Below are 15,060 nucleotides of genomic sequence, written 5' to 3'. Positions count from 1 at the left end.
TCGAAAGATGCATTTCGCGAAAGGCGTCCTTCGACTTCGCGCCGTCGGCGCTACGCTCAGGACAAACGGGATTGGAGATCAGGCGGAGGCTTCAATCAATGCTGCGTTTTCCGGCGCCGGTTCCGGCATGGCCACGAATCCGGGCGTGGCGCGCACCCGTGCCAGCCAGTCGCAGATCGCAGGAAAGCCACTCAGGTCGAAGCCGCCATGATGGGCAACGTCGGTGTAGGCGAACAGGGCGATGTCGGCCACTCCGTAATCCGCGCCCGTGAACCAGGGCTGCGACGACAGATGGCGTTCCATCACTGCGAGCGCCTGGTGGCCGCGCTCGCAGCACCTCGGCAGTTCCGCTGTACGACGCGGCGAGTCCAGCGGTGTCCAGCCGCGGATGAAACGCGCAACCGCGATGTAGGGCTCGTGGCTGTACTGCTCGAAGAACATCCAGCTCAGCGCCTGCGCGCGTTCCCAGGCGTCCCCGGGCAGGAACTGCGTGCCGTCGGCGAGATAGCACAGGATGGCGTTGGATTCGACCAGGATTCGGCCGTCGTCCAGTTCCAGCATCGGCACCTTGCCGTTGGCGTTCTTGGCCAGGTATTCGGGCGTACGGGTTTCGCCCTGGCTGCTGTCCACCTCGATCCAGCGATAGGGTCGGCCCAGCTGCTCCAGCAGCAGCCGCAGCTTGTGGCAATTACCGGATACCGAATAGCCGTAAATGGTAGTCATGCGAAACGCTTCCGGTTTTCCGCCCATTCGGCGCGGGTCTGGCCCCAGACATCGATCGGATGGTCGTGCAGCGGCTCGGGTAGCCGTCCCGGTCCGCGATTGCTCGAGCCCAGGCGCTGCGCGACCTTCTGTGAGGCGGTGTTGGCCGGGTCGATGCAGTGGATGATTTCGCTCCAGCCCAGGCTGGCGAAGGCCCAATCGACGGCGGCCACCGCAGCCTCGATCGCATAGCCCTTGCCCCAGGCATCCGGGTGCAACGCATAGCCGATCTCCGTGCCGGGCCAGCCGTCGGGTTGCCATGGGCCGAGCTGTCCCTGCCACAGCCCGCTGTCCTTCTCGATCACCGAGAACATCGCGAACCCCTGCACCGCCCAAGCACCGGGCATCTGCAGGAAGCGGCGCCAGGCCGCGTGCCGCTCCATCTGCCCGCCGATGTAGCGCGTCGCCTGCTCGTGCGCCTGCAGTTCCGCATAGCGCTCGAAATCCTCGATGCGCGGCACTCGCAGGACCAGGCGCTGGGTTTCGATGCGTGGGTCGGTCGTCACATCCACTCCGGATTTCTGCATGCGTTTCGCGTGAGCGACTCGCTCGGGAAAGCTCTTGGCCAAAGCCGTTTCAACCAATGCAAAGCGATGTCTCCCGTGTGAACGGGAGACGAGCAATGACTCAGAACGCGTTGATCCCGGTGAGTTCGCGTCCGACCACCAGCTGATGCACGGTTTCGGTGCCCTCGTAGGTGATCACCGATTCCAGGTTCAGCGCGTGCCGGATCGGGCAATGTTCGGTGGTGATCCCGGCGCCGCCGAGCAGGTCGCGCGCTTCGCGGGCGATGTCGATGGCCATGCGGCAGTTGTTCCACTTCGCCAGCGACACCTGGGTGGGCTGCATCCTGCCGGCGTCCTTGAGCCGGCCCAGCTGCAGCGACAGCAGTTGGGCCGAGGTGATGCGCCGCGCCCAGTCGGCCATCTTCAGCTGCGCGCTCTGCGTCGCCGCAACCGGACGATCGAACAGGATGCGTTCCTTGGAATAGTTCAGCGCTTCGTCCAGGCAGGCGATGGCCGCGCCGATCGGGCCCCAGGTGATGCCGTAGCGCGCCTGGGTCAGGCAGCCGAGCGGCCCTTTCAGGCCCTTTACGTTGGGCAGGCGATTCGCTTCCGGCACGCGCACGTTGTCGAAGAACAGCGCGCTGGTCACCGACGCGCGCAGGCTCATCTTGTGCTTGATCTCCTGCGCGGTGTAGCCGGCGAAATCCTTCTCGACCACGAAGCCCTGGATGCCGTCCTCGGTCTGGGCCCAGACGATCGCGATGTCCGCCAGGTTGCCGTTGGTGATCCACATCTTGGAGCCGTTGAGGATCCAGTCCGCCCCGTCCTGCTTCGCATTGGTCTTCATGTTGGCCGGGTCGGAGCCGCCTTGCGGCTCGGTCAGGCCGAAACAGCCGATCACCTTGCCGGCGGCCATGTCCGGCAGCCACCGCTTGCGCTGCTCCTCTGTGCCGTAGGCATAGATCGGGTACATGCACAGAGAAGACTGCACGCTGGCGAAGCTGCGGATGCCGCTGTCGCCGCGCTCGAGTTCTTGGCAGATCAGGCCATAGCTGACTGCGTTGAGGCCGGCGCAGCCGTATTGCTCGGGCAAGGTGGCGCCGAGCAGGCCCAGCCCGGCCATTTCCGGGATCAGCTCCCTGGGGAAGACGGCCTTGTCGAAGCATTCACCGATGATCGGCAGCACCCGCTCGTCGGTGAACCTGGCCACGGCGTCCTGGACCGCACGCTCCTCCTCGCTGAGCAGGGAGCGGACGTCGTACAGATCGTAGGGGTGCAGGGCCATGGGGAGTCTTCGGCGGGAAAGCCGGGCATTTTACGGGAAGCGGCTTGCCCTCCCCTGTGCGAGCGCCTTACAGGCGCGACCGCCTTGTGCTGGGGGAACCACCCAACCCGGAACCGGGCCCATGTCCAGGCCCGCTGCGGCGGTTCGGAAGCCTTCGCGGCGGAAACGATGATCGCGGCGCGGCAAAAAAACAGGGCCGGATCGCTCCGGCCCTGCCTCGACTTGCGATGCGCTAGATCAGCCGCGGGTGTTGCCCGCCTCCGCCGACGCGACCTGGGTCACGACCTGCCCGTCGATCACCGGCAGGCGCTCGCCCGGGCGTTCGTCCATCTGGATCGTGCGCTCCTCACCGTCGTAGCGGTAGGTCACGTCATAACCGATGGTCTGATCCTCAGTGCCCAGCGCGATCCGGTCGCCCGGCTTGGAATCGGTGCGCATGGTGCCGGTGGTGCCATCCGGATTCCGGTACGTCACGTTGTAGGCGACGGTACGCGACGACGTCGACGTGTCCTGCACCGTGCGGCACTGGCGGTCCGTCCGGCTCACGACCCGGCCACCCACGTGGTTGCGGTCGACACGGTTGCCGATGAACCCGCCAGCGGTGGCGCCCGCTGCCGTGGCCAGCTTGCGGCCATTGCCGCTGCCGACCTGGTTGCCGACAAGGCCGCCAATGAGCGCACCCGCTACGGTACCGCCGACGTTGCCGTCGCGTTCGGGCAGGCGCTCCTGTACCACCACGTCTTCGCAGACCTGGCGCGGAGCCGAGGTGGTGCTGCTCTCGCGCACCGGCTCTGTGCCGATGACCTGTGCGTACAGGTCCTGCTTCTCGGTGATGGGCTTCACATCGATCACCTGCGCGTATTCCAGGCGACCGCGACTGGGAATGCTGCTATCGAACGCGGCATCGGCGCCCAACGCGCCCTCCTGGCCGGTCGCCACATAGTCGCTACGCTCGCGGTTGTTCTGGAACGCGGCGACGGCAACGCCGCCTACCAGCAGCGAAGCCAGTGCAATGGCAAGGGTGTTGCTCTTCATGACAGTCTCCTCTTCGCGGGTTCTATGCCCGCATTCATGGGTCGAGGCGATTGCACCACGTCGCGCCTGAGCGAAACCCTAACAATTCCTCGGCAGCTGTCCGGGACGTGAACCCAGCCACGATCCTGGGCCCTCCGGCCTCGTGCTAGCGTTGTGCGGCACCATCTGCGGTAGACATCCGCTCACGGAGTGCTGCCATGGCCAATCCGCTGCTCGCCCCGGTCCTGCGCTGGCTGGGTCGCCTGAGTTATCCCCGACTCTTCATGCTTGCCGCCGGATTGTTCGTCATCGACCTTGTCGTTCCGGACATGATCCCGCTGGCGGACGAGATCCTTCTGGGTCTGGGTACGCTGCTGCTGGCCAACTGGAAGAATCGCAAGAGCCCCGCACCGCCCGTCGATCCGATCGAGGGCGAATCCACCCGCCGCTGACGTGGTGCTGGTCGACAGCCACTGCCATCTGGATGTGGGCGAATTCGACGCCGACCGCGCCGTCGTCGTGGAGCGCGCGCGCGCCTGCGGGGTTGTTCTTCAGGTCGTCCCCGCGATCTCGGCGGCAGGCTGGCCGAAGTTGCGGGAGGTCTGCGCATCGTTCGACGGGCTGCATGCCGCCTATGGCCTGCACCCGATGTACCTGGACGAGCACGAGGACACCCACCTCGAGGCGCTGGCCGGCTGGATCGAGCGCGAACGGCCCATCGCCGTAGGGGAATGCGGCCTCGACTACTTTATCGATGGCCTGGATCGTGAGCGCCAGCAGCACTTCTTCGACGGCCAGCTGCGCCTCGCGGGCGAGCACGGGCTGCCCGTCATCGTCCACGCCCGTCGCGCAGTCGATGCGGTGATCGCCTCGATCCGCCGCCACCACGGCGTGCGCGGCGTGGTGCACAGTTTTTCGGGCAGCCCGGAGCAGGCGCGACAACTGTGGGAACTCGGCTTCCTGATCGGCCTGGGCGGACCGCTTACCTACGAACGCGCCAGCCGTCTGCGCAAGCTTGTGGCCGGGATGCCGCTGGAGTTCCTGCTGCTGGAAACCGACGCACCGGACCAGCCCGATGCCTGGCGCCGCGGAATGCGCAATGAACCCGCGCGGTTGCGGTGCGTTCTGGATACGGTCGCCGCACTGCGTGGCGAGGCGTCCGAAGCGATCGCTGCCGCCACCACCGCCAATGCGCGGCGACTCTTCGGATTGCCGTTGCCGTAAGGGCAGCGATCCGGCTCAAGGTGCGCCTTGGACGGATAATCCGCCCTACGCCTTTTTCAACAGCACCTCCAGCATCTTGCCCACCGCCGCGAACGCAAACGTCCCGGTAATGTGGGTTGCGGCGCCGAGGCCGGCGCCGCAGTCGAGCCTGAGGGCGGCATCCGGATCCAGCCGGGGGCGTACGCCGCAGACGCTGCCGTCCGCCTGCGGATAGCGGACGTTCTCCAGCGAGTACACCGCCGGCACGCCGAAGTAGCGGTCGCGGTTCTTGGGGAAATTGAACTCACTGCGCAGTTTCTTGCGGATCAGCGAAAGCATGGCGTCGTGTTCGGTACGCGACAGGTCGCGTACCCGCACCTGGGTCGGATCGGTGCGCCCCCCAGCGGATCCCACGGTCACAATCGCCTGCTTGCGGCGCCTGCACCAGGCGATCAGCTCCACCTTGGTACGGAAGCTGTCGCAGGCATCCAGGACCAGATCGAACCCACCCTCCAGCAGCGCAGCCATGTTCGACGGCGTCAGGAAGGAAGCGATTTCGATCACCTCGACCGTTGGATTGATCGCCCGGCAACGCTCGGCCATCGCAGCCACCTTCGAGCGCCCGAACTGACCCTCGAGCGCGGGCAGCTGGCGATTGCTGTTGGACACGCACAGATCGTCCGCGTCGATCAACGTCAAGCGCCCTACCCCGCTACGCGCCAGCGCCTCTACCGCCCACGAGCCAACGCCGCCAATGCCGACCACGCAGACGTGCGCAGCCGCAAAGCGCGCCAGCGCGCCGCGTCCGTAAAGACGGTCCACTCCCCCGAATCGTTCGCGCACGGCCTGGTCCATGCGTGGATTCTAGCGGTCCACCCCTCTCCGCCTCGCCGCGGAACGCATGCTAAGGTCGCGCAACGCCAGCCAGGAGCCAGTCCATGTCGAGCCCGTCCAACCCGGTCGTCCCGAAGAAGTCGTCAGTTGCCAGCCGCTATTTCTTCCTGTTCCTGGTCGGCCTGGTGGTGGGTGCGATCGGCACGGTGATGGCGCTAAGGGCCATCGACGCACGTACCGACCATTTTCCGGACAGCCTGATGACCGTGCAGCAATGGCATGCCGGGCAGCTCAAGGCCGCGGTCGACAGCAATCGCTGCGCAGCGACCGACGTGCTGCCGCATCTGCAGGCGCTGCGCATGTTGGGCAACGATCTGGAGCCAGCCTTCCCGGAACTCGCCGACGACCAGCGGTTCAAGGATCACGCCAGCAAGTATCGCGGCGCGTTGGACGCCTCGCTCGCCCAGCCGCCGATGAACTGTGCCGGCACCGGCACCACGCTGCAGAAGCTCGGCGAGGCGTGCAAGGCCTGCCATACCGATTTCCGCGGATGACCGCAGGCGTGAACGGGGACTGACACGGCGCAGGCGGCCGCATGCGCAAGCGGCGGAATTGGCAGCGCGTTCATCTGCCTGCGCCTAAGGTCGGGGCCGACCCTGGCCATGCCGGGGCGATCACCTCCCCATGACGCAGGAGTTTCCCATGAACATTCGTCTGATCGGCGCCGCCGCCCTGGTTGCCGCGCTCGCTTCCGCCGGTTGCGCGACCACCTCCCCCGGTTATGGCAGTGGCTACGGAAGCGGGAGCGGATACGGCAACGCTCCGGCCAGTTGCTACGACTGTGGCACGGTCACCCGGATTGAACAGGGTTCGGGCAGCCGCGTTCCCAATGCGACCGGCGCGGTGATCGGTGGCGTGCTCGGTGCCGCGGCGGCACGCGAGATCGCAAAGGACCGGACCGACAGCGAGGGCCGCCAGAACACCGCCACCGTCGGCGGTGCGGTCGCTGGCGCCGCGATCGGCAACGCGATCCAGAACCGCGCGGGTACGGGCTACAACATCTATGTCCGCATGCAGGACGGCCGCGAAATCGTGGTGTCGCAGGACGACCTTGGCGGCATCCGCGAAGGTTCCTATGTGGAAGTCCGCAACGGCCGCGCCTACCAGCGCTGAGTCGACAGTCCGGCAAACGAATGGCCCGGTGTCCTTGCGGACGCCGGGCCTTCGCGCATCAGGCCAGCAGCCTCGCCTCACCAGCACTCATAACCGCTCGGAGGCGTGCCGCTCTGCGACCGGACGCCGACGTGGTTGATCGTCAGCGTGCCGCATTTGACGTCTGCCGCCGCCTGCACCGGGTTCGGTACCGCCTGTAGCGTGTATCCGGTCGCGCTGACGGAACTCGTCGACACCGCATACCACCCGTTCTCCGAAGCAGCGCTGGCGGCCGCCGTGCAATTGGCATTGAGGTAGCTGCCGAACCGCGTGAAGCAGCGCTCCAGGCGCTGGGACACTTCGTTGAGGGTCGCCTTGCCTTCAGCCCGCCGCGTCTTGATCACCTGCTCCAGATAAGACGGGTACGCGATCGCGGCCAGGATGGCCACGATGGCGGCCACCACCAGCAACTCGATCAGGGTGAAGCCGCGTATGCGCTTCATGGCCAGAACTGGCGCCATGAGGTGCGTCCTCTTGCGATGGCATCCCGCTCCCCCTGCTGCATCAGCTGGCCGCTACTGCCCTGCATGATCTTGCGCTGGTTGGGCGAACCGGGGATGTTGAGGATCGTGGGCACGGCCAGGGCGCCGACGTCGGACTTCCTGCCGGAGGGCGCGACTGGATTCCCGCCCAGGTCGACCATGTCGTCGCCGTCGTAGTTGCCGTCGTCATCCAGGTCCAGGACCGGCAGCGTGATCCGCCCGCCCGTGGATGCGTCCACTTCCATCAGCCATCCGGTCGCACCGCCGGTGCAGGCATCGGTCGATGGAATCAGGGTGGTGAAGATGACCCTGCCCTGCTGCAGGACCGGGTCGGCCACGACCCGTTCGCCGACATACCCGGGCGGTGTGGTGATCAGGTCGAGATACCAGCCGCGCGTTCCGGTTGCCGGTGCGTTGGCCGTGACCACCCGGTACTCCTCGCCGTCCTTGTCGACTTCCGCAACGATGCTCTGCTGCTGGAGCACGCTGCGGCCGGTGAGACGGTCGTTGTTGCTGTTGGTGCTGTTCGCGTCCTCGACCCGGTAGAACGTCTGCACCGGCCCGGTGCCGACGATGTTGTCGCCATCCTCATAGAACTTGCCGGTGCCGAAGTACACCGACAGGCCGGATCCGTTGAGGGATCGTCCGACGACGGGGCGCGCGGTGATCGGCTGGCGCTGTGCCGCCGGACAGGCGAACGGGCCGGTCACGTTGCCGGACGCGCACACCGTGATCAGCGGAGCCGGCTGGGCGCCGTTTCGGTGATGCGTGCGCCAGCTGGTCGCGTTGGTCGAACTCACGTCGAAGCGCCAGATGTTGCCGTACAGGTCGCCTGCATACACGGCGTCCACGATCGCATCGCCGTTGAGGTCGGCCGGGTATGGCGCGGACAGTCCATTGGCCGCCGCCGTGGCCTCCGCCGCTGGTGCGAGCGTCGAAATCTTGCGGATCAGCGCGCCGGTCTCGACATCCACGACGAACAGCTTCGCCGACCGGTCGATCCCATACCCGCTGCTGAAGATCGCCGCCCACCTGCCATTGGCCATGCGCTGGATCGTGGGCTGGCCCAGCACATAACCCAGGTCGGGATCGGTGAACTCCCACGCGACCGATGGTGCCGTCGCACTGGCGTCGGTGATGTCGAGGCCTACGACCGAGCGCCCGCCCGCGCCCATCGGCACGACCAGCATCGTGTGCCAGCTGTTGTCGGATGCGAAATAGGCATCGCCGCTCGCGGGCTGGCCGTCCACGTAGTAACGATGCCGGTAATCCGGCCGCATGAGCTGGTTCAGGCCCGCGATCATCTCCGATGGAACATAGGCCCAGCGTTCGATGCCCGTTGCCGCATCGAAGGCATGCAGCATGCCGTCGTTCGCGCCGACATAGACGGTGGCCGGCCTGCCCACCTTGGAGAACCGGTAAGCCTGATAGGTGCCACGGCCGGGCGCGCCGGCCGGCAGCCGGTCGTAGGCATAGTTGTCTGCTCCCACATAGCGCGGGCTGGAATTCACGATGTCGCCCAACGCGATGTCGCGCTCGCGCAAAACGCCGCCGCGGTCCTCGTGGTCGGCATCGCTGCCGCGCAGCCAGTCGACGCGCCGCTCGCCCAGCGCGTCGGGCAAACCGGTCGCCGGATCCGTGCCCAGCGTCGCCTGTAGCGCGGCCGGCAGCTGGTCCCATCGGAACTCCACGAGGCTGCCGGTCGCCGGATTGCGCGTGTAGACGCGGCGCGCGGCGTGCGCGGGAATCGCATTCGCCGCGTTCCACTGCACGCTGCCGACGCCGCCATTGGCCAGCAGGTCGTACGCGATCAGCTCGCCGGTCCACTGGCGCGCGTCGTAGCGCGCCTGGAACAGCTGGGTGCCGGCGCTCGCGCGCGTGGACGAGGCGGTGGTGCGCGAGCTCGCGCCGATCGAATCGGACAGGATGCCCGCCAGCGCCTGCTGCAGGGTCGCGGCAAGCTCGCTGGTCGAGCGCGCATTGAGCATTTCCCCGCGCCCGTTCACTGCCGCGTGATAAAGATCATCGACCTGCACCGGATTGCGCTGCGCAGTGGGATTGGCCCAGGCCGGTGGATCGGTGTAGGCGTCGGCGACCCGGTTGTGGGTGTTGCCGAACAGGTTGCCCTGCGCACCCAGGGTGATGCCGTAGGTGTTCATGTGCGGATTGCGGTTGCAGTCCAGATGCCGGGGCGGGCTGGCATTGCTGCAGGATGCGGGCACCGGCACCTGCCCGGAAGGCAGGTCGCTGCGCACCCGCTGGTAGTAGCGCATCGCGATGTCGGCGATGGTGTTGGCATAGGCGTCCTGGTACGGCGATCCGCTGCTGCCGTCCGTATTGCCCACGCCCGTCCCCGCGTCGGGATTGGAGAACCCGTCGGTGAACTGCAGGGCGAAGTTGCGCTGGCAGGCCTGCTGCACGATGGAGCGATTGCTGTCGAACTGCTCGCCCACGAACCTGAGCGCCGGGCGATTGGGGGTGCCGCCGCCGTTGCCGCCCACGCCGTAGAACGCCTGATACAGATCATCGCGCTGGCTGTCGATGTCCCACATCGTCAGGCTCGGAACCAGGCCGTTGATCGGCGTCATGCCGATGCGCGCGCTATCGATATCGGCGAAGGCGCTGCCCATTCCTGCACGCAGCGCCAGATGGCGCTTGCGGTGGTACTGGAACCAGTTGGCGAAATTGCGCATCTCCGCGCTGCCCGCGGCAATCTGGGTGCGCACCAGGCAGGCCCCGTCGGGTGCGATCGCATGCACGCCGCCCGGAAGCGCGACGGTGGGATTGGCCGCATAGTCCGTGTAGGCCGCCGGATCGGGCGATGCGCAGTTGTAGTCGCGGCCGCCGACGCGGAAAGCCGCCGATGCCGTGCTGCGCGAGTAATACGTCGCCGGGTAATAGGCGAATGCCAGGCTTACCGCTCCACCGGCTCTGCGCGCATTGCTCCCTGCATTGGTCCGCATGCCGTCCTGCACCCGGAACATCCAGTTGCCTGCATTGGAAGCGAGGTTGGCGGCGAGGTCGATCGTACCGGCGCCGGCCAACGGATCGGACCTTGCCGAGCGCGGATCGGCGTCGGCGAATGTATGGCCGCCCCCGTCCCGCCACGGCGCATAGACGACCGCCGGGTTGTAGTAGGCGGCGTTGTAGTCGGCACTGCGGGCGAAGGCGTATTCCGGCAGCGGCGGAACGGCGTAATGGTCGTTTTCGGCATCGCCGTACACGCGGTTGCCTGCTCCGGTGCCGTTCGGAAACAGATAGGTGTACTTCTTCCAGGTCGCGTTGGCTTCGCCGGCATCGTTGTAGTTGAAGCCGGCGCCGCTGCGACCGGCTCCATAGAAGCTGCGCGAACCCGCGTTGCCGGTGCTCGTATTCCACCACAGCGCGCCGTCGTTGGTCGGGAACAGCAGCTCGCCGTCCATGCTGCCGGAATTGTCGATGATCAGCGCGATGTTCGGCTTCACCGCCGGGGTGAGCGTCAGCGGCTGCTGCGCGATGCCGGCGTGCAGCGCCGGCATGCCCAGCCCCAGGCCGATGGCCAGCGTGGCAACGGCTGCAAGCAGCGGGAATCGGATCTGCATGTGGTGCGCTCCTTTCCGTCAGCGCCGGAATGTGGTTTGCAGGATCACGAACGTGTCGCCGCGGCCGCCGAAGCCGCGCGCGCTGATGCGGTACATCGTTCCTTCCTGCGGCTGCTCGGTCGGGTTGAGGCCACCGCCCGGATCGGGCAATGGCGGCAATTCCTCGATGGCGATCTGCGTCTGGCAGGCGCTCGCCCCGTCGCACGAAGCCAACGACCAGGCGAGTTTTCCGTTGCCCGCCGCATCCCAGGCGTCCGGATCGTTCCAGTCGGGACTGGGCGCGATCGAATAGTGGTACCAGCCGTTGGCACCGGTCGGCACCGGCAGGTTGGCCTGCGACAGCAGACCTTCGCCGTGACGAAGCGCCGCTTCTGCGGCCTGGAAGGCCTGGTCGAGCTGGCGCGAACTGCCGCCGAGCCGCTCCATCACCAGCGCATTGCGACTGGCGGCCAGCGCCAGCAAGGTCAGCACCAGCAGGACGATCAGGCTGACCACCAGCACCGCACCGCGCTGGGCCATCGGCGCCGCGATTGCGGCAGGGTCGCGATCGTTCATGGCAGGCGGTTCCGCAGCGAGATGGTGGAGACGAACACGCGCCGCTGCCTGCGGTCGTTCACCGGATCGATGGTCGTGCCGGCGAGTCCGTAGGTAGCGGTGTCGTCGTCCGGAAGCGATGGCCCCTCGGCGCGCAGCAGCACGGCGACGCGCAGTGCACGCACGCTGCCCATGTCGGCGACTGCATTGGCCGCACGGTAGGCATCGACGTCGAAATCGCCGTCGGTGTCCACGCCATACAGGATCTGCATCGACTCCACCCCGCGCAGCAATTCGTCGCAGCGCATCACGCGGGCGTTGGCGGAGGCGCCCGGTCCCAGGCTCGCGCGGACCAACGCCGGCGGTCCGCTCCCCCCGGAATTGCAGGAGTCCCCGGTCGGACCCAGATTGGGACGGCCGATGAAATAGAAGACGCTGCGCGCCCGCGACACCAGCGCACCATGGCGGAAGTTCGCAACCGGACCTGGCGAGGAAATCGGCCCGTTGTTGCCGGGCACGAAGGTCGCGGCGTTCGAACCGGTGATGAGCGTGCGCGTGGCGTTGACGGCGGTCGCCTGGAAGACCGCCGCCTGCGAGCAGTCAGTCACCCAGAGGATGTCGCCCGGTTCGAAATCCCCGCCCGCCTCGAGGTGGATGCTCGAGCCGCTGGTGAACGGGTCCACCAGGCGCCGCGCTCCGGGCTCGGCGCCGGCGATCATCAGGGCATCGGAACCTGCAATCGCCGAAGCGGCGATCTGCGCAGGAAGCGCCGGCGTGTAGGTGCCGCCCGGTGCCGGGTCGCTGGCAGCCAAAGTGAAAAGCTGGCCCGGCGCCGTGCCATTGCCTTCGAATCCGCCGACCGCCGCGCCGAAGGCGTACGGGTAGGCCGTGCTGTTGAGGAAGTTGCGCACCGGCACGGTGCTGCCGGGCATGTTGCGGCTGGCGCAGCCGCTCAGCCCGGCCATGCGCAGGTCGCGGGTGATCGTGTCGATCGCGAAGCGCCCGCCCTCCACCACGCCGGTGTCCTCGTCCTGGGCAATGAAGGTGCGCTTCACCGACATGTACACCACGATCACCGCGCCGAGCAGCAGCAGTCCCAGCACGGCGCCGACCATCAGTTCGATGAGCGAAAACCCGGCTGCGTGCCGGCGATAGGTCCGTCTCATCGGCACACCCGGGTCGTTTCCGCGAATTCGAGCAGGGCGCCTGCGGCCGGATTCTCGGCGCCAGCGTCGCCGCGGGCATCGTTCCAGCGCAGGCGGATGGTGGCCGCGCCGCCATTGGTCACCTGCACTGCACCCTCGCCGGCAGGCAAACGCGCCACCAGCGCGCGCCAGCTCCGCAGCTCGGTGCTCGGCAGGTCGGCTCCGGTGCCGGGGACCGCGCCGAACGCGATGTCGTACGCGCCCGAGAGCGCTCCTGCGCAGTCCGCGCGCAGGCGTTCGAGCATGTCGTGGTTGATCTGGGTCGCCTGCCCGCGCAGGTAGGCATTGTTCTGGGTGCGCAACGCGAACAGCTGCAGCGATGCGATCCCCAGCAGGCCGACACTGGTCACGACGACCGCGATCATCACTTCCAGCAGGCTGAAGCCGCGGGCACGTGTTGCGCTCATGAGCATCCCCCTTTCTGCGCCCGCACCCGGCCGATCCTGTTCAACCTGACGCAGCGCTGCTGGTCCGCATTCGCGCCGGTGCGCAGCTCGAGCTGGCTTTCCGAACCGGTGCCCACTGCAGGCCAGGTCAGGCTGCCGGTCGGCGCATAGCGGTACCACGCGTTTTGCGAGCGGAGTTGGAAACCCGCGGCCAGAGGCGGATACACGCCGATCATGTGTGCGTCGTAATCGGCCTGGGTCGGAGCGGCGGGCGCACCGGCCACGGTGCGGTCCTCGAACACCACCCAGCCCGTGGACCAGTCGCCCGAGCCGCTGCAGTCGTGCTGGTTGGCGCTGGCGCAAACCGCGACCCTACGACCGCGCCGCAGCGCTTCCGCGCGAGCCTGGTGCAACGCGGTAATGAGGCCATTGTTCGCGGCCGCGATGCGGTTGGATTGCACGAGATCGCGCAGCGACGGCGTAGCGATGGCGGCAAGGATCGCCGCGACCGCCATTGCGACCGTCAACTCCACCAGGGTCATGCCGCCCTGGCGGAAGGCTCGCTTCCGCATCCCCCTGTCTCCCCGAGCTTCCCGGCCCCTGCGTTGCCGCCTATCCCCGATACGCGGCCGCTTATCGTGAGTCTGTACCCTTGGTCGGCCAAAATCAACCGTTCGTCCAGCTTGTCCGCTTCCCTGACGCGCGTCTGGCGGCGACTGACGGGATGCGTCGGCTTGCGACGTTTTTTGCGCATCACAACGTGCGGCAGTGCGCGTTTCCGGGGTAAGGTCGGCCGGGTCCGCGACGCGGATGTCCGTCCACAGCCGTCCGTCCATACCCAGGGAGAGTCCATGAAGGGTCCGTCGAAAGTCCTGCCCGCTATTGCCTGTCTCACCGTGCTCGCCGGCGCGATCGCCGCCGCCAACGCCGCCCCCGAACGCGCCGGCGCCAACCCGCTCCGCGTCGGCCTGTATCCGGCCGGCGACGGCACGGTCGAGGTAGTGTTGACCAATACCAGCGCCAGGACCGCGAGGGTGCCCAGGTGGCAGCTTCCGCAGGAAATCCTGCAATCGAATCTGTTCAGCGTGACCCGCGACGGCAAACAGGTGGCCTACGAGGGCGCGCTGATCAAGCGCGGCCTGCCGCAGGCGAAGGATTTCGCGATCCTGCGCCCGGGGCAGACCTACCGCACCCTCGTCGATCTGGCCGCGACCTACGACATGCGCGGGCGCGGCGATTACACCGTCAGCCTGGCGTCCCCGCTGCAGTACGCGTCGCTCTCGGACGGCCGGAAGCTGCAGACCGCCCGCGGCCTGCCGATGTTGCTCAAGAGCCCGTCGCTGCGCCTGTGGCACGACGGCGGGGTGGCGCCGTACGTGCAGAAGCTCGACGTCAACGCGCGCGGCAAACCCTGCAATCCGCGCAAGGAAGAATGCGGCGGCGGCGGCACGGGCAGCATCAGCTTCGTCGGCTGCGACGCCACCCAGGCCAGCACCGCGACGAACGCGGTCAACGCGGCGCGCAATTATTCCGAGAACGCCAAGGGATACCTGGCCACGGGCACGGTCGGACCGCGCTACAGCACTTGGTTCGGCGCCTACACCTCGCAGCGCTATGCGACGGCTCGCACCCACTTTGTCGATATCGACGCGGCGATGGACCAGAACGCGGGGCAGATCAAGATCAACTGCGGCTGCAACCAGAGCTACTACGCCTATGTCTACCCGACCCGGCCTTACGAGATCTTCGTTTGCCGTGCGTTCTGGAGCGCACCGCTGACCGGCACCGACTCCAAGGCAGGCACCTTGATCCACGAAATGAGCCACTTCAACGTGGTCGCCGGCACCGACGACATCGTTTACGGGCAGAGCGGCGCCAAGAGCCTGGCCTCGTCCGACCCGGACGGTGCGCTCAACAACGCCGACAATCACGAGTACTTCGCGGAAAACACGCCGTCGCAGAACTGATGGTTGCCTGACCGGACGAACAGCGGCCCGCTCACGCGGGCCGCGGAGGTTTTGAAAGGGGGAAGCAAGCACAACCCGATGCGCCCCCG

Annotated in this window: 16 protein-coding genes; 5 read left to right on the top strand and 11 right to left on the bottom strand. The window is 67.2% G+C overall.

Annotation, left to right across the window (positions count from 1 at the left end; all coding sequences use genetic code 11):
- Positions 1-78 precede the first annotated feature (78 nt).
- From MC380_RS03650 to MC380_RS03635, 4 genes are all read right to left on the bottom strand, one after another.
- Positions 79-723, bottom strand: a complete 645-nt coding sequence (locus MC380_RS03650; protein WP_242103996.1) for a glutathione S-transferase family protein — start codon at positions 721-723, stop codon at positions 79-81.
- Positions 720-1,289: a GNAT family N-acetyltransferase gene (locus MC380_RS03645; RefSeq protein ID WP_242103997.1), complete on the bottom strand. Its 570-nt coding sequence runs from the start codon at positions 1,287-1,289 to the stop codon at positions 720-722. The genes MC380_RS03650 and MC380_RS03645 overlap by 4 nt, the downstream gene beginning before the upstream one ends.
- A gap of 100 nt (positions 1,290-1,389) precedes the next feature.
- Positions 1,390-2,553: an acyl-CoA dehydrogenase family protein gene (locus tag MC380_RS03640; RefSeq protein WP_242103998.1), complete on the bottom strand. Its 1,164-nt coding sequence runs from the start codon at positions 2,551-2,553 to the stop codon at positions 1,390-1,392.
- A gap of 237 nt (positions 2,554-2,790) precedes the next feature.
- Positions 2,791-3,588 carry a glycine zipper 2TM domain-containing protein gene (locus MC380_RS03635; RefSeq protein WP_242163111.1) on the bottom strand — a complete coding sequence of 266 codons (798 nt, stop codon included), beginning with the start codon at positions 3,586-3,588 and terminating at the stop codon, positions 2,791-2,793.
- A 197-nt stretch (positions 3,589-3,785) separates the two neighbouring features.
- Between MC380_RS03635 and MC380_RS03630 the strand changes: the two genes are divergently transcribed.
- Both MC380_RS03630 and MC380_RS03625 read left to right on the top strand, forming a co-directional pair.
- A complete protein-coding gene (locus MC380_RS03630; protein WP_242163109.1) occupies positions 3,786-4,019 on the top strand; it encodes a DUF6116 family protein in 234 nt (77 codons plus the stop codon).
- A 1-nt stretch (position 4,020) separates the two neighbouring features.
- Positions 4,021-4,791 carry a TatD family hydrolase gene (locus MC380_RS03625; RefSeq protein ID WP_242104001.1) on the top strand — a complete coding sequence of 257 codons (771 nt, stop codon included), beginning with the start codon at positions 4,021-4,023 and terminating at the stop codon, positions 4,789-4,791.
- Positions 4,792-4,836: 45 nt separating this feature from the next.
- On the opposite strand, the gene tcdA is transcribed toward MC380_RS03625, so the two are convergent.
- Positions 4,837-5,625 carry a tRNA cyclic N6-threonylcarbamoyladenosine(37) synthase TcdA gene (gene tcdA / locus MC380_RS03620; protein WP_242163108.1) on the bottom strand — a complete coding sequence of 263 codons (789 nt, stop codon included), beginning with the start codon at positions 5,623-5,625 and terminating at the stop codon, positions 4,837-4,839.
- A gap of 83 nt (positions 5,626-5,708) precedes the next feature.
- On the opposite strand from tcdA, the gene MC380_RS03615 reads away from it, so the two are divergent.
- Together MC380_RS03615 and MC380_RS03610 are read left to right on the top strand one after the other, a co-directional pair.
- A complete protein-coding gene (locus MC380_RS03615) occupies positions 5,709-6,158 on the top strand; it encodes a hypothetical protein (RefSeq protein ID WP_242104003.1) in 450 nt (149 codons plus the stop codon).
- 148 nt (positions 6,159-6,306) lie between these two features.
- On the top strand, positions 6,307-6,777 hold the full coding sequence (locus tag MC380_RS03610; protein WP_242104004.1) for a glycine zipper 2TM domain-containing protein: 471 nt from the start codon (positions 6,307-6,309) through the stop codon (positions 6,775-6,777).
- A 77-nt stretch (positions 6,778-6,854) separates the two neighbouring features.
- On the opposite strand, the gene MC380_RS03605 is transcribed toward MC380_RS03610, so the two are convergent.
- Genes MC380_RS03605 through MC380_RS03575 form a run of 6 tightly spaced genes read right to left on the bottom strand, consistent with a single transcriptional unit; the run spans position 6,855 to position 13,576 of the window.
- Complete coding sequence (locus MC380_RS03605) at positions 6,855-7,277, bottom strand: type IV pilin protein (protein ID WP_277929493.1); 423 nt, start codon at positions 7,275-7,277, stop codon at positions 6,855-6,857.
- Entirely contained in the window at positions 7,256-10,879 is a 3,624-nt protein-coding gene (locus tag MC380_RS03595) for a PilC/PilY family type IV pilus protein (protein WP_242163107.1), read from the bottom strand. Before MC380_RS03595 ends, MC380_RS03605 begins: the two co-directional genes overlap by 22 nt.
- Before the next feature lie 18 nt (positions 10,880-10,897).
- The gene (locus MC380_RS03590; protein WP_242163105.1) at positions 10,898-11,434 is read right to left on the bottom strand and encodes a pilus assembly protein; all 537 of its coding nucleotides are present in this window, start codon (positions 11,432-11,434) and stop codon (positions 10,898-10,900) included.
- Positions 11,431-12,579 carry a PilW family protein gene (locus MC380_RS03585; RefSeq protein ID WP_242163104.1) on the bottom strand — a complete coding sequence of 383 codons (1,149 nt, stop codon included), beginning with the start codon at positions 12,577-12,579 and terminating at the stop codon, positions 11,431-11,433. Before MC380_RS03585 ends, MC380_RS03590 begins: the two co-directional genes overlap by 4 nt.
- Complete coding sequence (gene pilV, locus MC380_RS03580; protein WP_242163103.1) at positions 12,576-13,025, bottom strand: type IV pilus modification protein PilV; 450 nt, start codon at positions 13,023-13,025, stop codon at positions 12,576-12,578. The genes MC380_RS03585 and pilV overlap by 4 nt, the downstream gene beginning before the upstream one ends.
- The gene (locus MC380_RS03575) at positions 13,022-13,576 is read right to left on the bottom strand and encodes a GspH/FimT family pseudopilin (protein WP_242163101.1); all 555 of its coding nucleotides are present in this window, start codon (positions 13,574-13,576) and stop codon (positions 13,022-13,024) included. Before MC380_RS03575 ends, pilV begins: the two co-directional genes overlap by 4 nt.
- Positions 13,577-13,855: 279 nt before the next feature.
- Here MC380_RS03575 and MC380_RS03570 point away from each other — a divergent pair, with 279 nt between their 5' ends.
- Positions 13,856-14,971 carry a M35 family metallo-endopeptidase gene (locus tag MC380_RS03570; protein ID WP_242163100.1) on the top strand — a complete coding sequence of 372 codons (1,116 nt, stop codon included), beginning with the start codon at positions 13,856-13,858 and terminating at the stop codon, positions 14,969-14,971.
- Positions 14,972-15,060: the final 89 nt, after the last annotated feature.

This window comes from Lysobacter sp. M15, from assembly GCF_022662515.1.
Taxonomy (GTDB): domain Bacteria; phylum Pseudomonadota; class Gammaproteobacteria; order Xanthomonadales; family Xanthomonadaceae; genus JAKPBU01.
Note: the sequence above shows the minus strand (reverse complement) of the source record. Positions and strands in the feature narration are given on the sequence as shown.